The sequence below is a fragment of the Parerythrobacter aestuarii genome (assembly GCF_030140925.1).
GTDB classification, from domain to species: Bacteria; Pseudomonadota; Alphaproteobacteria; order Sphingomonadales; family Sphingomonadaceae; genus Parerythrobacter; species Parerythrobacter aestuarii.
The window spans coordinates 263,087-284,529 of sequence record NZ_JARBWD010000001.1; the positions used below are offsets into that span (position 1 = coordinate 263,087).

Consider the following 21,443-nt stretch of genomic DNA (forward strand, 5'->3'; position numbering starts at 1 on the left):
GCTTGCTCCTGCACCCCGGGAGGGTGTCGAAATTGTAACTATGTTGTCCGGTTTAGGCTCCCGGCCCACGCCCGGCAAGACGGGTGAACGCCGCTTCGCGCGTTGCCAGCATGGCGGTGCCTGCCTAAGAGCCGGGGTATGAGCCCGCCACGCCTGCTTGTCCTCGGCCTTGCTGCGACCCTCGCAGCATGCGCCCCCGCTGCCCAGACTATCGAATCGGCAGCCACCGCGCCCACGCCTGCAACAGAGGCGGTCGAATCCGTCCAGCCTTTCGTCATCGCGGCGAACCCGCTGGCGGCCAAGGCGGGCATGGACGTGCTCGAACGCGGCGGCAGCGCCGCCGATGCAGCACTGGCGGTGCAGACCATGCTGTCACTGGTCGAGCCGCAGAGCTCGGGCGTCGGGGGCGGCGCCTTCCTCAATTACTATGATGCCGAAACGGGCAAGATCACGATCTATGACGGGCGCGAGACGGCCCCGGCGCAGGCCAGCCGCACCATGTTCCTCGACAATGCCGGACAGCCGCTCGATTTCCGTGCTGCGGTGACCAGCGGCCGCGCCACTGGCGTGCCGGGTGCGATGGCGGCGCTAGCGATGCTGCACGAGGAGCACGGCGCGCTGCCGTGGGATGGGCTGTTCGCCGCCGCAATCAAGACGGCTGAGGACGGCTTCACCATTTCGCCGCGGCTTGGGCGGTTCCTGCAAATCCCGTTCCCGCAGCTGTCGCAACCCGATGCTGCGGAGTATTTCGGACGTCCCGACGGCACGCTTAAGCAGGCCGGGGACCTGCTGAAGAACCCTGACTATGCCGAATTCCTGCGCCGCCTTTCCGCCACCGGGATCGATGCGCTGCTGAAGGGCAGCACGGCCGCGAAGATCGTCGAGAAAACCCGTGCCGCGCCGCTGGGCGGCACCATGGCGATGACAGACCTCGCCAATTATCGCCCGGTCAAGCGCGAGCCTGTCTGCGGGCCGTGGCAGGTTTATCGAGTCTGTGCTCCGCCGCCGCCGTCGAGCGGAGCAGCGATGATCGAACTCCTGAGCCTGCTGGATCGCACCGATATCGCCGAGCGCAGCCCTGACGATCCACAGGCGTGGTACCTTTTCGCCGAAGCCAGTCGGCTCGCCTATGCCGACCGCGACGCCTACTTCGGCGATGGCGATTTTGTCGATGTGCCGGTCGCCGGCCTGCTCGACCCGGCCTATCTCGATGCCCGTGCGGCACTGATCGGCGCGAAAGCGGCGGAAGCCGTCGAGGCTGGAACGCCAGCGGGCGCGAAGGTCGCCATGATCGACATGACTCGCGAACCGGCGGGGACTTCGCATTTCATTGTCCGCGACCGTCAAGGCAATGTGCTGTCGATTACCACCACTGTGGAATCGATCTTCGGCAGCGGGCGGATGGTCGACGGATTCTTCCTCAACAACCAGCTGACCGATTTCTCGTTCAACCCGTTGCAGCCCAATGGCGACGCAGCGCCCAATGCAGTGGCACCCGGCAAACGCCCGCGCTCATCGATGGTGCCGCTGATCCTGCTCGATGCCGACGGCGAGTTCGCCGGGGCGATCGGCTCTGCCGGGGGCAATTCGATCCCGGCCTATGTCGGCAAGACGCTGGTCGCTGCGGTCTATTGGGGCATGCCGATGCAGGATGCGCTGGCCCAGCCCAACCTGATCGCACGGGGCAACCGGATCGGGGCGGAAACGGAATTGTTCGACCCGGCGATCGTGGCCGGCCTTGCCGAACGTGGAATCGTGCTGGTGCCTGGCCAGGGCGAGGATTCGGGCGTTCATGGCGTGCTGATCCGGAAGGGGAAAATCGACGGTGGCTACGATCCGCGCCGCGAAGGGGTGGTGCTGATCGGGCGTTAAACGCTCTCGCTCCCGACTGCCTCGGCAATCGACGCCATGCCATGCGCGCGCAGTTTGCGCGCCAGTCCTTTGGTTATGGCTCGCCCGAGGCTAGGTCCCCGGTAGACCATGGCCGAGTAGACCTGCACCAGGCCAGCACCGGCACAAATGCGTTCCCAAGCGTCATCAGCACTGGCGATACCGCCGACGCCGACAAGTGGCAGTGCCCCGCCAGTGGCCGAGCGGAAATCGCGCAACCGCTGGAGCGCCAGGGATTTGAGCGGCGCACCCGACAAGCCGCCGGCCTCTCCGGCATCGCGCGATTTCAGGAACGGCCGCGAGATTGTGGTGTTCGAAACGATGAGCGCGCCTAGCCCTTTGTCGATCCCTATCCGGGCAATCGCATCGATGTCTGCAGGTTCGAGGTCAGGCGCGACCTTGAGGAACACAGGCGGGCCATCGGCACCGCGCGCTTCCATGATCGCATCGAGCAGGGCGGTCAGCGCATCTTCATCCTGCAGAGCGCGCAGGCCAGGTGTATTGGGGCTGGAAATATTGGCGGTGAGATAGGTGGCATAGGGGGCCATTCGCCGGGTCATCTCGACATAGTCGGCGACCCGATCGGCCGAATCCTTGTTGGCACCGATATTGATACCCAGCACCCCCCGCCCGCGACGGTGGGCGAGGCGTTCTTCGGCCGCGGCGGCGCCGGCGTTGTTGAATCCCATGCGGTTGATGACAGCCTTGTCCTCGCTCAAGCGGAACAGGCGCGGCTTGGGATTCCCTTGTTGCGGCTTGGGAGTGATCGAGCCGACTTCGACAAAACCGAAGCCGAGCTTGAGCAACTTGTCGGGAACTTCGGCATCCTTGTCATATCCCGCAGCGACGCCGACCGGGTTGGGAAAGCGTATCCCCGCTACCTCCGAAACCAACGCTTTATCGGTCGCCGCCAGCGACGGCAGCGGCGCCAGCTTGAGGGCTTCGATAGAGATTCGATGCGCCCGTTCGGGGTCAAGCGCGTGAATGGCGGGTTTGAGCAAGGGAAATAGCATGATGGCCGCTGCATATGACTGGAAGGACGGGGCCTGTCGAGCACCTCTATCTTCTTGAAATTTCTACATTGATTGTGGGAATGCCCTGACCTTCCAGCAATCTTGTCGTTTTCATACAATCAAAGAATCATGCGAATCGCTAGCTAGGCCTTGCGACCCGAAGGGCTCGAGGCAGCGATGCAACGAGTTCCTCAACTTCGAAGGGCGGCTTTCCGATTTTCGGGAGCCGCCCTCTTTTTTGTGCATTATATCTCTGGAGACCGGGAGTATGAACCGGCCGGACGGAGAAATTGCATGACGATCGCGCGCTTCCTAACCCTTTCCTGTGCTTCTGTTGCTCTTGCCGCCTGCTCGCAAGGCTATGGCGATGTTGCTTCCGCTAGCAGCCCGCCGGCCACCGCGGCTGCTGAAAGCCCGGTGCAGGATATCAACGCGCTGTTCGACAGCTATGACGAAGCACAGCTTGCGTTGTCGCCGCTGGGCAAGGCCTATCGCGGCATTCGCGACGAGGACTATGGTCGCTGGGGCGATTTCTCCGCTGAAGGCGAACGCAAGGACTATGAGTTGCTGCAGCGGACAGCGCAGGATATGCGCGACAGGTATGACCTGGCCTCGCTTTCGCCTGACGAGGCGCTGTCCTGGCGGCTGTTCGATGCAATGGCGAAGCGCAGTGCGATGCGCTGGCCATTCCGCAACCACGATTACATCTTCGACCAGATGAACGGCTCGCAGAGTCGTTTGCCCGCTTTCCTCATCAACATCCACCGCGTGTCTGACGAAAGCCAGGCGGCGGATTATGTCAGCCGCATCGAAGGCATGGGCAAGGTGCTCGACACGTTGACCGCTGAATCCCGCTCCCGCGCCGATAAGGGCATCATGCCGCCCGACTGGGTCTATCCTTATGTGATCTCCGACATCGGGAACCTGCTCAAACCGGGAGAGAGCAATGCCATTCTCGATGATTTCGCCGCCAAGGTATCCAGCTTGGATATTGCCGACGAAGCCAAGATGGAGCTGGTAAATGCTTCGGTCGAGGCATGGGCCGGTTCGGCCAAGCCCGCTTTCGAGCGCTTGCTGGCTGAAATGGAGCGACAGCAGGCTATTGCGCCAACCGATGACGGGATCTGGCGACTTCCCGATGGGGCAGCCTATTACAAGGCCCTGCTGGCCAACTATACGACTACCGATTTGAGCGCCGACGAAATCCACGCCATTGGCCTGCGCGAGGTCGAGCGCATCCACGGCGAGATGCGTGCCATCATGCAGCAAGTCGGCTTCGAGGGTACCCTTCAGGAGTTTTTCGAACACACAAGGGGCGGCGACCAGTTCTTCTACACGACGCGCGAAGAGTACCTCGCCGATGCGCAAGCGCGGCTGGACGCGATGGAAAAGAAGCTGCCGCAGTATTTCGGCGTCCTGCCCAAGGCGCCGATGGTGATCAAGCCGGTCGAGGCCTTCCGCGAGAAAAGCGCAGGGAAGGCGTTCTACCAGAGCCCGGCCCCGGATGGTTCGCGCCCGGGGACCTATTACGTCAATCTCTATAACCTGCGCGACATGTCCAGGAACGAGCTCGAAGCGCTCGCCTATCACGAGGGCTTGCCTGGCCACCATTTGCAGCGCGCGATCCAGACCGAACTTGGGGATGTGCCGCCTTTCCGCCGCTTTGGCGGGGTGACGGCCTATACCGAAGGCTGGGGCCTCTATTCCGAGGAGCTGGGCAAGGACATGGGCTTCTACACCGATCCCTATTCCGACTTCGGTCGACTGGGGATGGAGCTTTGGCGCGCCTGCAGGCTGGTCGTCGATACCGGCATCCACCACAAGCGCTGGAGCCGTGAAGAAGCTATCCAGTACCTGAAGGACAACACACCCAATCCCGACGGCGATATCCGCAAGGCAATCGAGCGCTACATCGTTTATCCCGGACAAGCGACCGCATACATGATCGGCAAGCTCAAGATCATGGAGTTGCGCAGCAGGGCGCAGGCTGAGCTGGGCGAGGATTTCGATATCCGCGCCTTCCACGACACCGTGCTCAAGAGCGGCCCGGTGCCGCTCTCGATCCTGGAAGAAAATGTCGATGCCTGGATTGCCGGGGTGAAGGCGCAGGGGTGATGGAAAGCAGGTTCCGCTTCAAGTTCGTCGCAGCGCCTGAAGACCTCGCTCCATATATCAATACGCTGTTCGTCTTCACCACGGACGAGGCACAGCTGGACGATGTCTTGCCGGCGTACTCGGCGCAGCTTATTGCGTTTGGTTGCGGGAAAGCGCGGATGCAGTTCGACGATGATTATGTCGCCGAATCAAGCCAAGCGTTCTTTGTCACACCGATGCAAAGAGCCGCTTCCTTCTCCATGGCGGGGCCGGTGCGTGCCTGCGGCGTTTCGCTGACAGCGATGGGCTGGGCCGCCCTTGCGCGCCTGCCGGTGGATGAGTTCGGTCACCGCAAGATGGACGTGGTCGAAGTGCTCGGCACAGAGGCTGCGCAAGCCGTCGCAGATGCTGGCCGATCGTTTTCCGAAGGACACCGTGATGCCGCACAAACCTGTGCCGCCATGGCCGAAATTGTGCGCTCTTCACTCACGCCACTGCGGCCCGAACAAGCCGATTTCATAACTGCAACGATGGAATGGCTGGGTACGGGCTTTACGCCCGATCTCGCAGTATTGGTCGAGAAGACGGGCTTGTCGGAGCGCCAGATCCAGCGCCTGTGCCGTCGTTTCTTCGGCAAACCTCCGACCGCGCTTGTAAAGCGGTACCGCGCCATTCGCGCTGCGACCATGCTGTCACAACCAGACTTGCGCGAGAGTTTTCGCGATGAAGTGATGGCAGCGTTCTTCGACCAGGCTCATATGATCCGCGACATCCGTCACTTCACCGGTCGAACCCCCAGGCACCTTGCCAATGGCGCGGCGAACGTGACCAGCGACACACTCGGCCCGGAGGGATATGGGGTAGTGGATCTGTTCGGCGGCACCGCTACGAATTAGCTCCAAGAGTTGGCCCGGTGACGTAAACTCTTGGATATTGCTCGAAAAGAGCGCACAGTTGGGAGTAGGACAGCAATCACGAAGGTTGTGGAATGAAACGGGTGGCAGAGGCTGGAGGGGCAGCCTTGGGACTGTTGCACGGGGGTGAGGCCGATCTCACGCCCCGTTCGCGCGTTGCCATCGACTATTTCAACCCACCCGAACACCTGCGCCCTTATATCACCACGCTGTTCCATTTCCGCTGCGACGATGACGAGATCCGCGACATCCAGCCGGCTGATGTCGGCAAGCTGATGCTGGTCTTGAAGGGCGAAGGAACCGCCTATTTCCGCGATGGACGGATTGAGCCAATTCCGCGCTGCTCACTGCAATCGCCCACCAGCGTCGCCATGCCGTTCCAATTCGTGAACGGGTTTCATTCCGTCGGTGCGGCGCTCACGCCGCTTGGCTGGGCCGCGCTTAGCAATCTGTCTGCCGACGAGCATGGCAACCAGCTGTTCGATGCCGGCGAGATCCTCGGTGCCGATGTGAACGAAGCGGCGGATGGCCTGGTCGAAGCCTATGCGGCCGGAGAAGTCGAATCCGACGCAATGATCGCCGAGATAGCGCGCTGCATCGGCGATCATGTCCGCAAGGTACCGGCGCGGCATGTCGCTTTGATTGAAACCACTGTCGAATGGCTGGGCACTTCGCTCGATCCGCAGCTCGACGACCTCTATGCCCGCACGACCTACTCCACGCGCCAGGCCCAGCGACTGGTCGAGCGCTATTTCGGGCTCAACCCCCGCGCGCTGAAGCGCAAGTATCGGGCCGTGCGCGCTGCGGCGATCCTGTCGGCACCCGATATCGACGAGCAACAGGTGATAGCGGTCGAGGAGCACTTCTACGACCAGTCGCACCTGATTCGTGAAATCGGCCTGTTTGTCGGGCGAACACCGTCGCGGCTCGGGGGTGGAGACCACCCGATCCTCAACGAGCTGCTCGACCTGAGGAATTTTCGCATCAGCGAACGGGATGCCGGGGACTTCGACCCCGGCATTTGACGGGGCGACGCGGCCAGATGCTAACGACTCGCAACAAGCTGTTTTGCGTTGAAACAAGGATTTCCGACGCCTAGCTGCAAATCGGAACGAATTGGTCCGATTTGAGTATGTGAGGCATATGCGCCTGTCCAACCTTGCCGATTATGCCGTCGTCACGATGAGCCACGCTGCCCGCCATTGCGGGGGCGGAAGGGTGTCGGCCTCTGAACTGGCGGCAGAAACGGGACTGCCTGCACCAACGGTGCAGAAAATCGTCAGCAAGCTCACTGCAGCGGGCCTGCTGCGCTCGGTCCGCGGTGCGGGCGGAGGCTTGCAGCTGGCCCGCCCGGCGGCGGCGATCACCGTCGCCGATATTGTCGAAGCAGTGGAAGGGCCGATCGCTCTGACCGCCTGTGTCGATGGGGCCGAGTGCGCGGTGGATCACAATTGCAGCGTCAAGCCGCACTGGCCGGTGGTGAATGAAGCGCTGCGCGGTGCGCTGGCGGCGATCCCGTTGACGCAGCTCGCGGCTGAGAAAGAAATGGCATGAGCGAAGATCTGGAACTGCAAGACCGCGAAGCGCGTGAAGCCGCTGCCAAGGCGGCCGAGTACGAGCACGGCTGGTCGGCGGAGATCGAGACCGAATTCGCCGAGAAGGGCCTGAGCGAAGACACCGTCCGTTTCATCAGCGCCAAGAAGGGCGAGCCCGAATGGATGCTCGAATGGCGGCTCAAGGCCTTCCGCCTGTGGCAGACCATGGAAGAGCCCGACTGGGCCAAGCTCGGCTATCCGGCGATCGATTACCAGGAAGCCTATTATTACGCCGCGCCGAAGAAGAAGGAGAAGCTCGCTTCGCTCGACGAGCTCGATCCCGAAATCAAGGCGGTCTACGACAAGCTCGGCATTCCCGTGGCGGAGCAGGAAGTGCTCGCGGGGGTCGAAGGCGCGCGCAAGGTCGCGGTCGATGCGGTGTTCGACTCGGTCAGCGTAGCTACCACCTTCCGCGAGGAGCTCAAGAAGGCAGGCGTCATCTTCCTGTCGATCAGCGAAGCAATCAAGGAACACCCCGAGCTGGTGAAGAAGTGGCTCGGCAAGGTCGTGCCGCAGCATGACAACTTCTTCGCCACATTGAACTGCGCTGTCTTTTCGGATGGCACATTCGTCTACATCCCCGAAGGCGTACGCTGCCCGATGGAGCTCTCCACCTATTTCCGCATCAATGCCGAGAACACCGGCCAGTTCGAACGCACGCTGATCGTGGCCGAGAAGGGCTCTTACGTCAGCTACCTCGAAGGCTGCACCGCGCCGATGCGCGACGAAAATCAGCTCCACGCCGCCGTGGTCGAGCTGGTCGCGCTGGAAGATGCCGAGATCAAATATTCGACCGTGCAGAACTGGTATCCCGGCGATGCGAACGGCAAGGGCGGGATCTACAATTTCGTCACCAAGCGCGGGCTGTGCCAGGGCGCGCGCAGCAAGATCAGCTGGACCCAGGTCGAAACCGGCTCGGCGGTGACGTGGAAATACCCGTCATGTGTCCTCAACGGCGAGGACAGCGTCGGCGAGTTCTACTCGGTCGCGGTGACCAACAATTACCAGCAGGCCGATACCGGCACCAAGATGATCCACAACGGGCGCGGCAGCCGCTCGACCATCATCTCCAAGGGCATCAGCGCGGGCAAGTCGAACAACACCTATCGCGGGCTCGTCCGCGTCGGGCCGAATGCCGATGGCGTGCGCAATTTCACTCAGTGCGACAGCCTGCTGCTCGGGTCGACATGCGGCGCGCACACCGTGCCCTATATCGAGGTGAAGAACCCGACCGCGCAGATCGAGCACGAGGCCACCACCAGCAAGATCAGCGACGACCAGCTCTTCTACGCCATACAGCGCGGACTGGACGAGGAAGAGGCCGTGGCGCTGATCGTCAACGGCTTCGCCAAGGAAGTGCTGAAAGAGCTGCCGATGGAGTTTGCCGTCGAGGCGCAGAAGCTGCTGGCGATCTCGCTCGAGGGGTCGGTTGGATGACCGACCGCAAGACCCTGCAGATCCGCGAACCCTCGGATTCCGCCGAAGCCCCCGCGCTCAAGAAGAAGGGCCGCGGGTGGGAGATTTCCGAGAAGCGGCTCGATGCGTTGCATGACATGGCGCGGCAGATGCGGCGCGAGGCTTCGCCGGCGCACAAGGCGCTCGCCAAGCGGTTTGCCGAGGCCAATATGGGGCCCTATGCCTTCAAGCGCTTCGCCGTGGTCGGCAGCGCGATTGTCGACTTCAACTGCCACAAGCTCGGCATGGCGATCATCATCGACGAGCCCGACCAGAACGACACCGTCGCCAAGCGCCGCGACAAGAGCCTGGAGAGTGTCGGCATCCGCGTGATGCGGATCAAGGCCGAGGACATCCTCGAGAACATGGACGCGGTGCTCGCCCGCATAACCGCCGGCATGCGCATGCGCATCGGCGACAAGGGCGAGGCCCGCCGCCGCCACCAGCGCGACAGCGCGCCGCGCCGCCCGTCCGGTGACAAGCGCGAATTCAGAGGGAGGGACTGATGCTGACCGCCATGACACTCGCCATTGCCATGTTGTTGCAACCCGCGGCCGAGGCCGAGGCCGAGGAAGCGCCGCAGCGCCCGCAGCAGCTCGAAGCCATCAACATCCCGCAGGAGCTGGCTCCGGCGCTGATGCCCTATCTGACCTGTCGCCAGACCGAGCAGGGCATCTCGCTCTATGATGACGATGGGCAGCTGCTCAATCCGACCAACACCAGGCAGGATTGCGCCCCACTGCGCGAGAAGGCGCGCGGCAAGACCGTCGGGATCATGAAAGACCTCTACCTCGGCCGCAATCGTACCGAGCGTGAGCAGGTTGCCGATTACTGGCTTACCCGGATCGATACGCTGACCGACGCCAGCCTCGAAGACGACTCGTAATTGATGCAGTCGCAGGAGTTACCCGAATGATTGCCACTGCCATGGCCCTCTTCCTGGTCGCGCAACAAGCCAACGAATCCGTGCTGGCCGTCTATCCTGATGACCCGACCAGCTGGACGCTCGACTACCCGGTGCGGATCGAACCGCAGGTCAGCGAGTATTACAACTGCCTGCGCGGCGGCTCCTACACGATCGGTGACGATGTCAGCTTCGAGACTCAATACCGCAACGACATCCCGCGTTGCGCAAAGCGAGGCGACAAGCTCGAAGCCGAAGCCAATGCCGTGCTTGCACGGAATGACAGTTCCGAAGCCACCCCGCCTGACGAAGTCGCGCAGATATTCGAACGGGCCCGGCGCATCCACGTTGCCCGCGGCCAGAGCCTTGATCTCGCGGTCCGGACACGTTTGGCAAGCGCCACCGCGAATGTGCAGGACACCGCTTGCCTTGCCGGGGTGCAGACGCTGATCGACCAGCGCGCAAGCTATATGCAGGCCGAGCAGCTGCGCATCGAAGCCCTGGTCGGCAAGCAACGCTACACAGACGAAGAGCAGCAGGTCCTGGCGCGCTATCGCGGGCAGCTGGCGGAATACAACACTCTCATTTCGAACCAGCGCGACCGGTGCCGGGCCAATCCGGCCCCGCAACCAGCGGCGTTCGACCAACCCCTGGAAGATACGGTTACCAATGCTCAAGATTGAAAACCTGACCGCCGAAATTGACGGCAAGCAGATCCTCAACGGCCTCAGCCTCGAAGTAGCAGCGGGCGAGGTCCATGCCATCATGGGCCCCAACGGCGCGGGCAAGTCGACGCTCGCCTATGTGCTCGGCGGCCGCCCGGGCTATGAAGTGACCGGCGGTTCGGTGAGCTTCATGGGCCAGGACCTGCTCGAAATGGAGCCGCACGAGCGCGCCGCTGCCGGCCTGTTCCTCGGTTTCCAGTATCCGGTTGAGATCCCCGGCGTTTCCAATGTCCAGTTCCTGCGCGAAGCACTCAACGCCCAGCGCAAGGCGCGCGGCGAAGAACCGCTCTCAGGTGGTGAATTCCTCAAGCTGGCGAAGGAAAAGGCCGGCCTGCTCAAGCTCGACATGGACATGCTCAAGCGCAATGTGAACGTCGGCTTCTCCGGCGGTGAGAAGAAACGCGCTGAGATGGTGCAAATGGGCATCCTCGACCCCACCTTCGCTGTGCTCGACGAAACCGACAGCGGGCTCGATATCGATGCTCTGCGGGTGGTCGGCGAAGGGATCAACGCGATCATGCGCGATCCTGCGAAAGGCGTGCTGCTGATCACCCACTACCAGCGCCTGCTGGAAGTGGTGCGGCCGGACAAGGTCAGCGTTTTGGCCAAGGGCCGGATCGTCCAGACCGGCGGTCCGGAACTGGCCGAGCGGCTCGAGAACGAAGGCTATGACGCGGTGATGGCAGATGCCTGAGGCTGCGACTCTCCCAACCCGCAGGCAAGAAGCGTGGCGCTATGCCGATATCGGCGCACTTGAGCGCCTCGGGGCGGCTGCGCTCGATGAATGGAAGGACATCACCCTCGCCCCCGACGAAACGCGTGCGCATTGCATGGTCGTCGGCAGTGACGCGCCCGAGCTACACCGCGTTCGGCTCACGCTGGGCGAAGGCGCACGGGCAGAGATGTTCACGACCATCATTGGCAACGACTATTGCCGGGTCGAAGTCGAAGTGACGCTGGGCAAGGGCGCGCATTTCGAATTCGGCGGCGTGACCATCGGCGGCGGTGATGCAGTGCGAGAATTCGTGACGCATGTCGTCCATGCCGAGGCCGAAGCGACGTCGAACCAGGTGGTGCGCTCGGTCCACTGGGGGCAGGGCACAGGCAATTTCCTCGGCAGCATCGATGTTGCCCGCGACGCCCAAAAGACCGACGCCGCGCAAGACTTCAAGGGCCTGCTGCTGGAGAAAGGCGCGAGTGCCAACGCCGTGCCACAGCTGGAAATCTTCGCCGACGACGTGAAATGCGCGCATGGCGCGACCGTCGGCCAGCTCGATGCGATGGCGGCCTATTACATGGCGGCGCGCGGTCTGCCGCCGGAAACGGCAAAGAAGCTGCTGGTGCGTGCGTTCCTCGCCGATGCGTTTGTAGCCATTGAGAATGCAGAGGAGCAGGAGCGCCTGCTCGACGCTGCGCTCGAGGCGCTGGGAGACGCGGTTTGAACGAAATGACCGCCATCTCTGCGCGCAAGGCTGACTTTCCCGGGCTCCTGACCCGCGACGGGAAGCCGTGGCATTATCTCGACACCGCGGCGACGGCGCAAAAGCCACAGGCGGTGATCGATGCCATGAGCCGCGCGCTGGGGCCGGACTACGCCACGGTGCACCGCGGGGTCTATGCCCGCTCGGCCGAGATGACGCTCGCCTATGAGGCAGCGCGGCGGCGGGTGGCGCAGTTCATCGGCGCTGCATCCGAAACCGAGATCGTGTTCGTGCGCGGGGCGACCGAAGGCATCAACCTCGTCGCCAGCAGCTGGGGTGGCGAGAACCTCAAGCCCGGCGACCGGATCATGCTCAGCCAGCTGGAGCATCACTCCAATATCGTACCGTGGCAGATGGTGGCCGAGCGCACCGGCGCCAAAATCGACGTCTGCCCGCTGACCGAGGACGGCCGGATCGACCTCGACTGGCTCGAAGCGAAGCTGACCGAAAAGCACAAACTGGTGGCGCTGGCGCATGTCTCCAACGTGCTCGGCTCGGTGCTGGGGGCGAAGCGCGCCGCGAAGGCGGCACATGCCGTCGGGGCCAAGCTCCTGCTCGACGGCTGCCAGTCGGCCCCCCGCATGCGGCTCGACATGGGGGAGCTCGACTGCGATTTCTTCGTCTTCTCCGGCCACAAGCTCTACGGCCCTACCGGTATCGGCGTGTTGTGGGCGCGTGAGGAGCTGCTCGATGCCATGCCTCCCTGGCAGGGCGGCGGGTCGATGATCGACAAGGTCACTTTCGAGAAGACCACCTACGCCCCGCCGCCGCAGCGTTTCGAAGCCGGGACGCCGATGATCACCGAGGCGATCGCGCTCCGGGCTGCGATCGACTATGTCGAGCAGCTGAGGATGGAGCGTCTCTACGAGCACGAGAACGGGCTGGTTCGGCAAGCACGTGAGGCGCTCAGCCAGATCAATTCGATCCAGCTGTTCGGGCCGGAATCGAGCGCCGGCATCCTCTCCTTTGCGATGGAAGGGGTGCATCCGCACGACTTGGGCACCATATTGGATGAAGAGAATGTCGCGATCAGGGCGGGCCACCATTGCGCCCAGCCCTTGATGGAACACCTGGACGTCCCCGCCACCGCGCGGGCCAGCTTCGGGCTCTACAGCGACGAAAGCGATATTGCCGCGCTGCTGCGCGGTATCGAACGGACTCAGAGGATCTTCGGATGAGTGACGAAGCCAAGAAGGACTATGTCGCGGCTCCCGCTCCCAACGAGCAGGTGCTGAGCGCGGAGGAGGCGGCAACTCTTGCCAAGCCGCCGCGTGCACGGGTGGAAGACGCAGCCGAGGAAACTCTGCGCGAATCGATGGAACGCAAGCGCGACTATCTCGAGGGTTTCCTGCAGAAGAAGCCCGAGGAAGCCTCTGCGAGCGGCCCCGGCGGCGCTCTGCAGGATGCGGTGATCGCGGCGCTCAAGGAGATCTACGACCCGGAAATCCCCGTTAATATCTACGACCTCGGACTGATCTACGGTGTCGAAGTCGATGACGAGAGCGATGCCACCATCACTATGACGCTGACCACCCCGCATTGTCCGGTGGCCGAGACCATGCCCGGCGAAGTCGAGCTGCGCGCCTCCAGCGTGCCTGGCATCCGTGATGCCGAGGTCGTGCTGGTATGGGACCCGCCCTGGGGCCCCGACAAGATGACCGACGAGGCCCGCCTCGAACTGGGGATGCTGTGATGACCGACCAGAAAACACGCGAAATCCCTGCAGCAGTCACTTTGACCAAGGCCGCCGAAGCGCGCGTGGCGGAGCTGATGAGCAAGGCTCCTGAAGGCGCCATCGGGGTCAAGCTATCGACCCCGCGCCGTGGCTGTTCGGGCCTCGCCTATTCGGTCGACTATGTCAGCGAAGAGGTGAAGTTCGACGAGAAGATCGCGACTCCGGGCGGAACCTTCTACATCGATGGCGCCAGCGTGCTTTACCTCGTCGGCAGTACGATGGACTGGGTAGAAGACGATTTCACCGCTGGCTTCGTGTTCGAGAATCCCAACGCCAAGGGTGCCTGTGGCTGCGGCGAATCCTTCATGGTCTAGACCGAACTGTCTTATTATTGTAAGACAGTTGCATGGAAGAACCAAGAAGAGACAAGTCAAACCGACACAAGAGACTGATGCGTCATGCCGGTAGGCGACGGCGTGCAATGTCGAGACTGTCTATTGCGAATGAACGCCGATTCCGGGACGAGTTGAATCGCATTGAGTTGGAACGAAGCGCCGAAGTAAACGCTGACCGCGTCCAGCGAGATCTTCGGCGTCACGCGGAGAAGTTGCATATTGCCGCCAGGATCGAGCAAGAACTTGCCGCCCTTAATAAAAGACTGGATGCTGCAATCGACGCAGAAGAGCGAATCATGCTCAAGGCCGAAGTTGTGCATTTGCGGGCTCTCAAGACAGAATTGACCGGCAGAGCACCGCGAAATCCCCGGCGCAGACCGCCCGAATCCGGCCTTGCCGTACCCGCCGTTCCGCCGCGGGGTCCGCTCCCGATGCAGGGCGGCGCGGCAGCTCCGCTCGACTTCGACTAACCCTTAGTCCAGCTCGGCCTCGACCCGTTCGATCAGCGCTTTCTCCAACGCGTCGAGTTCGCCATCAGCCTCGATCATGCGATTGAGCCATTTGCGCTCGTTCTCCGTCACCATTTCGCCTTCGATCGCACGCACGGTGTAGTCGGTTCCGACGCCCTTCTGGCCGAAGACCTTGCCGAAATGGTTGGCGACCCTGGGCGCTTCCTTAGCCATGCGGCCAAAGAACCGGCCGACATTCACTGAGTTGTCGCCGATGAAGCCTTCCAGCTCCTTCATCCGTGCATGCGAAAGCTGGGCATTGGCGGCGGTGAAGCCGCGCAGGTAGTTGGCAACCCCGTCGACGAACAGCTTGGGCCATTCCAGCGCGTTGGAGGCGTGGAGTGTCGCGTCCTTGATGCGGAATAGCATTTCCGCGTCATGGCGGCTGACCGCTGCCGGGCGATGGCCGCCGCTGGCGAAAACCAGCCGACGCAGCAAGGTGCACTCTGCAGTGCTGACGTGGCTTGACGAGAGCTCGCCCCCGTCACGCGTTGGGCCTTCGCCGTGTAGCACGGCGTGTTCGATCTGTTCGAGCGCATAGTGCTTGAGGCTGTCGGGTACGTTGCGCGCCTTCTCGACGATCCGCACCAGCGCTTCGAGCTCGGCCATGGTCTCCAGTCGGCCATCATGGTCGATCGCCTGCATCAGCCATTGTGCTTCACTCTCATCGCACATGCCCTTGGGCTCAGTGCCGTTGAGCACGAATTCGCTGACCGCTTCGACGAAGAAATCGACCCAGTCGTTGCCCGGCAGCACGATCTGGCGGTTGATGGCGAAGATCGCTTCGGCCTCTTCTCGCGCAATCTGGCCGTCACCCCAGCCAAGCTGGCGCAGCGATAGGATTTCATCGGGCGCAACGCGCCCGTCGTCGGCCACCGCGCGGGCAAGATTGTCGAACTGGAAACTCATCAGCTTGAACCCCTGTCATGTGAGGGTCCAGCCATGGCAGAATACACTTAAATCGGCGTTACCAAGCCATCTCACCTGCCTTTGAGCGCCCTGACACAGGCGGCGCGGTCGACATCCAGTGCATCGCTGGCGCGCCGCGCATCGACATAGGTCGCGGTCGGTTCTGCACCCTTGCGCAGCGGATAGAGGTAGATGTCGAGTACACAGGCCTCACCTGCGAACTGCAGCTTGCGCGCATCGCCTTCGTAGACATCCAGCCGCGCGGTGCCGAACTGGCGCTGCAGTTCATTGGCATTCGCCCCGATGATCCCTTCCAGCCCGGGCATGCTCGTTACTTGCGGCGTGCGGTAATCCCCGCTGGAGACGGTCGGTGCAGGTGTAGGCCTGGTCGGCGGTACCCGCACAGTGTTGGTCCGCGGCGGCGGAGCCGCAACGGTGCCGGTGCTGGCGACGGAATTGCCTGCACCTCCGCAGGCGGCGAGCAGCATTGGGGTGGAGAGCAAAAGCAGGTTACGCATGTGTCAGGGCATCCTTGCGGCCTTGCACCATATGGGTAGCCGCAGCCGCGCCAATGACCGGCGCGAGCAGGTTGAGGAAAGGGACAATCAGCAGGCAAGCGACTGACGCGCCAAGCAGGAACCGCGTTGCGCCCCCGAGCGGGATCGTCTCGTCGGAGCTGGCGCGGTGCCGCAGCCAGGCCATCTCGGTCAGTTCGCGCCCCAGCAGCACGGCATTGACGAAAAAGAACACTACCGCCGGGCCGATAGCGGTAAACAGCAGGACCAGCGCCACCGGCAATGCCAATGCGTTGAAGAGGATCGCTCGGCCGAGACCCTTCAGCGAATTTTGCAGGTCTTCGCGGAAGGGCAACACACGGGCGGTCGCCGCCGCTGCCGGATAGTGCCGCCGCTCCACCGCCAGGACGATCTCGTCGGCAAAGAACTGCAGCACTGCCAGTGCCACAATCCGGAACGCCAGCCACCCAGCCACGGCTGTCAGCAGCACAGCGGCGATGGCGCTCAACTCGGCGCTGAAGGCTGATCCGAGTGACACCAGCCAGGCGTAGAGGCCTGTCAGCAGCAGCCACCCAGCCAGCACGAACACCCCCAGTGTTATTGCGATGCTCTTCGCAAGCACCCGCAGGACCGAAGGGTCGGCCAACTGGCCAACGGCGCGGGCTAGGGCTGTGGGAAGGCTCATCATGGTTGCCGTGCTTGTGAGTCGGGCTTGCGGCCAAGTCAATCGCTCGCATGGCCCGCGCAGCCAAACAGGGCTTGGCCTGTGCATGGCGAGCGGCTAGGCGCTCCCGGCACCTCTCCCCAATCGACGGAATACCCATGACCGAACCCCGCTACGACGTAATCGCCATCGGCAATGCCGTGGTCGATGTGATCGCTTCCTGCACCGATGAGCTGATTGACGAGCTCGATCTTAATCGCGGCGGGATGACGCTGGTGGACGCAGAAGGGGCAAAGACGCTCTACGCCGCGATGGGGCAGGCCCGCGAGGTCTCGGGTGGTTCGGCTGCCAACACGCTGGCTGGCGCTTCGATGCTGGGCCTGCAATGCGCCTTTGTCGGGCAGGTCTGCGACGACCAACTGGGCGAGGTCTTCACTCATGACATGCGCGCCACCGGGATCGATTTCGACACCCCACCGCTCACCGACGAGCCGCCGACCGGACGCTGCCTGATCTTCGTCACTCCCGATGGCGAGCGGACCATGAACACCTTCCTCGGCGCAGGCCAGTTCCTGCCCGCCACGGCGCTCGACGAAGAGCTGATCGCGAGCGGCGCGATCCTCTATCTCGAAGGGTACCTGTGGGACCCGGAAGAGCCGCGCAAGGCGATGCGCAGGGCGATCGAGGTTGCCCGCAAGGCCGACCGCAAGATCGCCTTCACCGCCAGCGAAAGCTTCGTCATCGACCGCCATGGCGACGATTTCCGCGCCATGATCGAAGAGGGCGTGATCGACATCCTGTTCGTCAACGAACACGAGCTGGCGACGCTGACGGGCGAGAGCGACTTCGAAGCCGGGGTCGCGGCGGTGGCCGGCAAGGTCCCGGTGCTGGTCGCCACCCGCAGCGCCAAGGGTGCCATCGCCATCGCGCATGGGACACGCGCCGAAGTCGCTGCCGAGCCGATCGACAAGGTCGTCGACACCACCGGCGCGGGCGACCAGTTCGCCGCCGGGTTCCTGTCGGGCTACGCCAAGGGCGAGCCGCTCGACCGCTGCCTCAAGCGCGGCGCCATCGCCGCGGCCGAAGTGATCAGCCACTACGGCCCCCGGCCCGAGGTGGATTTGAAGGCGCTGATGGCAGAGAAGCTGGGCTGATCCTCCTTCTTCGTCACCCCGGCTCGGTGGCCGGGCTGACGAGGTGGGGCAGGTGAGTGGCTGGCCCGCAAGTTGGTTGCACCGAGTCCAAGTTGATCAAGTACATACAGCGGGCGGGGCCTGACCCCGCTCCATAGGCACGCCAGAAACGGCAAAGCCCCGCTGGCGGGCGGGGCTTGTCGGACTGTTGTTCTTCACATCTGTCAAAGAGCGGAAGGCAGGCTAGGCCAGAGCCAGTGCTGTAGGAAAGGTGTTTCTCGCCCAATATACCTACAGCATCTCTTCCTCACTTAGGTTGTCGCGCACCAAAGTCAGGATGCGTCCGAGAAAGTTGGTTCCGCGCCACTGATTCGGGTCGTGTGTGGCGGGGTCGTCTGCGGCGAGGCCGTTTCCCCAGACCCAGTCGCGCGGATTGGCTTCGACCAACATTGACGGAGCAGTGTTCCGCAGTCGACGACGCGCACCCGCGTTCTGCGAAAACTTCGCTATGCTGGCTGTATGAACAATGTGATAGCGCCAGCGAGACCAGGTCGCTGAATCGAAGCTCTTCACTTGCGCGCCTAGGCGCTTGTGCAGCGCCGGATCGTCGCTGCCCATGATTTGAGAGTAAATCGCCTCAGCACCGAACAGGCTGGCTTTCGCCGCCATCATATACTGTTCAGCGCAGTTGTAGGCGACTCCCTCAACCTCGAACGGAGTCGGATGCCACTGGCTGAATACCCCCTTCAGAAAGGGGTGAAAACTCCCGAACTCGTGCGCCGCGGGCAGGTCTGGTTCAGCGATCGCTGGCGAGGCGGGAAAGGCAATCACGAAGCCTCCCGCTCCACCTCGCGCCAGCCGATATCCCTCCGGCAGAATCCACTCGGGAAACTGATCGCATCGACAGCTGCGTAAGCTCCCAGCTGCGCTTCGCTCACACTCGAGCCCATCGCTGTGACATTGAGGACGCGGCCGCCATTGGCGACCAGCTGGCCCTCCCTGAGCGCCGTCCCGGCATGGAAAACCTTCGCCCCGTCCGCCTCAGCCCCGCCCAGATCGATCGCGCCGCCCTTTTCCGGGGTGCCGGGATAGCCTTTTGCCGCCATCACCACCGTCAGCGCGGTTTCGGCTGACAGCTTCGCTTCCGAATACTCGCCCAGCCGCCCCTCGGCGCAGGCCAGCATCAGTTCGCCGAGGTCTTCCTCCAGCCGCATCATCAGCACCTGGCATTCGGGATCGCCGAAGCGGGCGTTGTATTCGACAAGCTTGGGGCCTTCGTCGGTCAGCATCAGCCCGGCGTAGAGCACGCCCGAATAGGGCATGCCCTCGGCCCGCAGTGTGGCGACGGTCGGCTCGATGATCTCGCGCATCGCCTGCGCCTGCAATTCCTCGGTCAGCACCGGGGCGGGGGAATAGGCGCCCATGCCGCCGGTGTTGGGGCCGGTGTCGCCTTCGCCCACGCGCTTGTGGTCCTGCGCGGTGCCGATCGGCAGGATCGCGGTGCCGTCGGTCAGCGCGAAGAAGCTCGCTTCCTCGCCGTGCATGAACTCCTCGATCACGACCTCTGCACCCGCGTCGCCGAATTGCCCGCCGAACATGTCGGCCAGCGCCGCTTCGGCCTCCGCGCGGGTTTCGGCGATCACCACGCCCTTGCCCGCCGCCAGCCCGTCGGCCTTGAGAACATAAGGGGCGGCGAAGCGATCCAGCGCTTCGGTCGCCTGCGCCAGCGAGGTCGTGCGGACATAGCCCGCAGTCGGGATCCCGGCGCGTTCGCACAAATCCTTGGTGAAGCCCTTGGAGCCTTCCAGTTGCGCTGGGGCCTTGTCGGGTCCGAACACCGCCACGCCCGCCGCGCGCAAGGCATCGCCCAGCCCGTCGACCAGCGGGGCCTCGGGGCCGACGACGACCAGCCCGATGGTGTTGTCCGCGCAGAATTGCACCACCGCGGCGTGGTCCGCCACGTCCAGCGCCTCGCACTCGGCATGCTCGGCAATGCCGGGATTGCCTGGCGTCGCGTAGAAACGATCCCCATCTGCGGCAAGCAGGCGGGATTGCGCCAGTTTCCATGCCAAGGCATGTTCGCGCCCGCCCGAGCCGATCAGAAGGATATTCATGGCAGATCCCTATGGAGATGACAGTACAGGCGGGCTGGTAGCGCGCGAACGGGCCGGCGACAACGCCGAGCCGCTGACTGTCAGCGCCTTGTCCCAAATGCTCAAGCGCACGGTCGAGGATCGCTTCGGCTATGTCCGGCTACGCGGCGAGCTGTCGGGGGTGAAACGCGCCGCCTCGGGCCACCTCTATTGCGCGCTCAAGGATGACAAGGCGGTCATCGACGGGGTGATGTGGAAGGGCACGACCGGGCGACTGGCGTTCGTGCCGGAAGACGGGCTCGAAGTGATCGCCACCGGCAAGCTCACCACCTATCCCGGGCGCTCGAAATACCAGATCGTCATGGAAAGCCTCGAGCTGGCGGGCGAAGGCGCGCTGCTGGCGCTGCTGGAAAAGACCCGCCAGCGGCTCGAGGCCGAGGGGCTGTTTGCGCGAGAACGCAAGCGGGCGCTGCCTTTTCTGCCCCGGGTGATCGGCGTCGTGACGTCTCCCACCGGGGCGGTGATCCGCGATATCCTCCACCGGCTGGCCGACCGCTTCCCAAGCCATGTGCTGGTATGGCCGGTGCTGGTGCAGGGGCAGGGTGCGGCCGAGCAGGTGGCGCAGGCGGTGCGCGGCTTTGGCGCTATTCCCGAAGGCGGCGCGGTGCCGCGGCCCGATCTGCTGATCGTCGCCCGTGGCGGCGGCTCGATTGAGGATTTGTGGTGCTTCAACGAAGAGATCGTCGTCCGCGCCATCGCCGAGAGCCCGATCCCTGTCATCAGTGCGGTCGGGCACGAGACCGATACCACGCTGGCCGACTATGCCGCCGATCGCCGCGCGCCGACGCCGACAGCTGCGGCGGAAATGGCGGTGCCGGTGCGCGGTGAGCTGGCGGCGACGCTCAATGATTTCGCGGCGCGACAACAACGGGGGGTCCTGCGGCCGCTGGCACTCGGGCGCGAACGGCTGGAAGCGCGAGCGCAGCGCCTGCCCAAGATCGAGACGCTGCTGCAACCGCAGGCGCAGAAGCTCGACGAGCAGGTCGAGCGGCTGCGGCAGGGGTTGAAGGCACAGGCAAGCAAGGGGCGCGAAGCCCTCAGTGCGCTCAGGCTATCGCCGCAGGTGCTGGAGCGCGGCTTGCGCGATGCACGGCGCGGGTTGGAGCAAGTCCGGCTAAGCCCCGAGCTGGTGCAGAAGCAGCAGGCGCAGGTCGGCGAGCGCCTCGTCGCCCTCGCCCGCGTGCTGGCGAGCCTCGACCCCAAGGCTCCGCTCGAGCGCGGCTATGCACTGGTGCGCGATGCCTCGGGCGCGCTGGTGCGCAGCCGGGAGGCGGCGGCGAAGGAGGCCCAGCTGTCGGTCGAATTCGCCGATGGTGCGCTGGGCGTGGTCCCTGCAGTGGGACCCGCCCCGAAAAAACCTGCCAGCTCGCGCAAATCTCCTGCCTCAGGAACGCAGGAAGATTTGTTCGGTTAATCCTG

General features: G+C 63.6%; 23 protein-coding genes. 16 read left to right on the forward strand and 7 right to left on the reverse strand.

Going from position 1 to position 21,443, the window contains the following annotated elements; translation table 11 throughout:
• Positions 1 to 138 precede the first annotated feature (138 nt).
• Positions 139 to 1,872 (forward strand): gamma-glutamyltransferase family protein, encoded by a 1,734-nt coding sequence (locus tag QPW08_RS01370; protein ID WP_284123933.1) that lies wholly within the window; start codon positions 139 to 141, stop codon positions 1,870 to 1,872.
• Here QPW08_RS01370 and QPW08_RS01375 read toward each other — a convergent pair.
• Positions 1,869 to 2,903, reverse strand: a complete 1,035-nt coding sequence (locus tag QPW08_RS01375; RefSeq protein ID WP_284123934.1) for a quinone-dependent dihydroorotate dehydrogenase — start codon at positions 2,901 to 2,903, stop codon at positions 1,869 to 1,871. The genes QPW08_RS01370 and QPW08_RS01375 overlap by 4 nt on opposite strands.
• Before the next feature lie 294 nt (positions 2,904 to 3,197).
• On the opposite strand from QPW08_RS01375, the gene QPW08_RS01380 reads away from it, so the two are divergent.
• From QPW08_RS01380 to QPW08_RS01440, 13 genes are all read left to right on the forward strand, one after another.
• Positions 3,198 to 5,018: a DUF885 domain-containing protein gene (locus QPW08_RS01380; RefSeq protein WP_284123935.1), complete on the forward strand. Its 1,821-nt coding sequence runs from the start codon at positions 3,198 to 3,200 to the stop codon at positions 5,016 to 5,018.
• The gene (locus tag QPW08_RS01385; RefSeq protein ID WP_284123936.1) at positions 5,018 to 5,893 is read left to right on the forward strand and encodes a helix-turn-helix domain-containing protein; all 876 of its coding nucleotides are present in this window, start codon (positions 5,018 to 5,020) and stop codon (positions 5,891 to 5,893) included. Before QPW08_RS01380 ends, QPW08_RS01385 begins: the two co-directional genes overlap by 1 nt.
• Positions 5,894 to 5,985: 92 nt before the next feature.
• Complete coding sequence (locus QPW08_RS01390; RefSeq protein ID WP_284123937.1) at positions 5,986 to 6,936, forward strand: helix-turn-helix domain-containing protein; 951 nt, start codon at positions 5,986 to 5,988, stop codon at positions 6,934 to 6,936.
• Positions 6,937 to 7,054: 118 nt separating this feature from the next.
• Positions 7,055 to 7,465, forward strand: coding sequence for an SUF system Fe-S cluster assembly regulator (locus QPW08_RS01395; protein WP_284123938.1), 411 nt, complete (start codon positions 7,055 to 7,057; stop codon positions 7,463 to 7,465).
• Positions 7,462 to 8,943, forward strand: coding sequence for a Fe-S cluster assembly protein SufB (sufB, locus tag QPW08_RS01400; protein WP_284123939.1), 1,482 nt, complete (start codon positions 7,462 to 7,464; stop codon positions 8,941 to 8,943). The genes QPW08_RS01395 and sufB overlap by 4 nt, the downstream gene beginning before the upstream one ends.
• A complete protein-coding gene (locus QPW08_RS01405; RefSeq protein ID WP_284123940.1) occupies positions 8,940 to 9,467 on the forward strand; it encodes an endonuclease domain-containing protein in 528 nt (175 codons plus the stop codon). Before sufB ends, QPW08_RS01405 begins: the two co-directional genes overlap by 4 nt.
• Positions 9,467 to 9,847, forward strand: a complete 381-nt coding sequence (locus QPW08_RS01410) for a hypothetical protein (RefSeq protein ID WP_284123941.1) — start codon at positions 9,467 to 9,469, stop codon at positions 9,845 to 9,847. Before QPW08_RS01405 ends, QPW08_RS01410 begins: the two co-directional genes overlap by 1 nt.
• Before the next feature lie 26 nt (positions 9,848 to 9,873).
• Complete coding sequence (locus tag QPW08_RS01415) at positions 9,874 to 10,548, forward strand: hypothetical protein (RefSeq protein WP_284123942.1); 675 nt, start codon at positions 9,874 to 9,876, stop codon at positions 10,546 to 10,548.
• Entirely contained in the window at positions 10,535 to 11,284 is a 750-nt protein-coding gene (sufC, locus tag QPW08_RS01420) for a Fe-S cluster assembly ATPase SufC (RefSeq protein ID WP_284123943.1), read from the forward strand. Before QPW08_RS01415 ends, sufC begins: the two co-directional genes overlap by 14 nt.
• A complete protein-coding gene (locus QPW08_RS01425) occupies positions 11,277 to 12,032 on the forward strand; it encodes a SufD family Fe-S cluster assembly protein (protein ID WP_284123944.1) in 756 nt (251 codons plus the stop codon). Before sufC ends, QPW08_RS01425 begins: the two co-directional genes overlap by 8 nt.
• Before the next feature lie 5 nt (positions 12,033 to 12,037).
• A complete protein-coding gene (locus tag QPW08_RS01430; protein WP_284126270.1) occupies positions 12,038 to 13,249 on the forward strand; it encodes an aminotransferase class V-fold PLP-dependent enzyme in 1,212 nt (403 codons plus the stop codon).
• The gene (locus QPW08_RS01435) at positions 13,246 to 13,764 is read left to right on the forward strand and encodes an SUF system Fe-S cluster assembly protein (RefSeq protein WP_284123945.1); all 519 of its coding nucleotides are present in this window, start codon (positions 13,246 to 13,248) and stop codon (positions 13,762 to 13,764) included. The genes QPW08_RS01430 and QPW08_RS01435 overlap by 4 nt, the downstream gene beginning before the upstream one ends.
• Positions 13,764 to 14,120: a HesB/IscA family protein gene (locus tag QPW08_RS01440; RefSeq protein ID WP_284123946.1), complete on the forward strand. Its 357-nt coding sequence runs from the start codon at positions 13,764 to 13,766 to the stop codon at positions 14,118 to 14,120. Before QPW08_RS01435 ends, QPW08_RS01440 begins: the two co-directional genes overlap by 1 nt.
• A gap of 56 nt (positions 14,121 to 14,176) precedes the next feature.
• Here the strand turns inward: QPW08_RS01440 and QPW08_RS01445 are convergent, their stop codons facing one another.
• The 4 genes from QPW08_RS01445 to QPW08_RS01460 form a co-directional block, all read right to left on the reverse strand.
• Positions 14,177 to 14,461, reverse strand: coding sequence for a hypothetical protein (locus tag QPW08_RS01445; protein WP_284123947.1), 285 nt, complete (start codon positions 14,459 to 14,461; stop codon positions 14,177 to 14,179).
• Positions 14,462 to 14,614: 153 nt separating this feature from the next.
• Entirely contained in the window at positions 14,615 to 15,559 is a 945-nt protein-coding gene (locus QPW08_RS01450; protein ID WP_284123948.1) for a hypothetical protein, read from the reverse strand.
• A 71-nt stretch (positions 15,560 to 15,630) separates the two neighbouring features.
• A complete protein-coding gene (locus tag QPW08_RS01455; RefSeq protein WP_284123949.1) occupies positions 15,631 to 16,077 on the reverse strand; it encodes a hypothetical protein in 447 nt (148 codons plus the stop codon).
• The gene (locus tag QPW08_RS01460; protein WP_284123950.1) at positions 16,070 to 16,762 is read right to left on the reverse strand and encodes an EI24 domain-containing protein; all 693 of its coding nucleotides are present in this window, start codon (positions 16,760 to 16,762) and stop codon (positions 16,070 to 16,072) included. The genes QPW08_RS01455 and QPW08_RS01460 overlap by 8 nt, the downstream gene beginning before the upstream one ends.
• Positions 16,763 to 16,896: 134 nt before the next feature.
• On the opposite strand from QPW08_RS01460, the gene QPW08_RS01465 reads away from it, so the two are divergent.
• A complete protein-coding gene (locus QPW08_RS01465; protein ID WP_284123951.1) occupies positions 16,897 to 17,892 on the forward strand; it encodes an adenosine kinase in 996 nt (331 codons plus the stop codon).
• 270 nt (positions 17,893 to 18,162) lie between these two features.
• Here the strand turns inward: QPW08_RS01465 and QPW08_RS01470 are convergent, their stop codons facing one another.
• Positions 18,163 to 18,702, reverse strand: a complete 540-nt coding sequence (locus QPW08_RS01470; RefSeq protein WP_284123952.1) for an NADAR family protein — start codon at positions 18,700 to 18,702, stop codon at positions 18,163 to 18,165.
• Positions 18,699 to 19,985 (reverse strand): phosphoribosylamine--glycine ligase, encoded by a 1,287-nt coding sequence (gene purD, locus QPW08_RS01475; protein ID WP_284123953.1) that lies wholly within the window; start codon positions 19,983 to 19,985, stop codon positions 18,699 to 18,701. The genes QPW08_RS01470 and purD overlap by 4 nt, the downstream gene beginning before the upstream one ends.
• On the opposite strand from purD, the gene xseA reads away from it, so the two are divergent.
• Positions 19,984 to 21,438 (forward strand): exodeoxyribonuclease VII large subunit, encoded by a 1,455-nt coding sequence (gene xseA / locus QPW08_RS01480; RefSeq protein ID WP_284123954.1) that lies wholly within the window; start codon positions 19,984 to 19,986, stop codon positions 21,436 to 21,438. The two genes, purD and xseA, sit on opposite strands and share 2 nt — an antisense overlap.
• Positions 21,439 to 21,443: the final 5 nt, after the last annotated feature.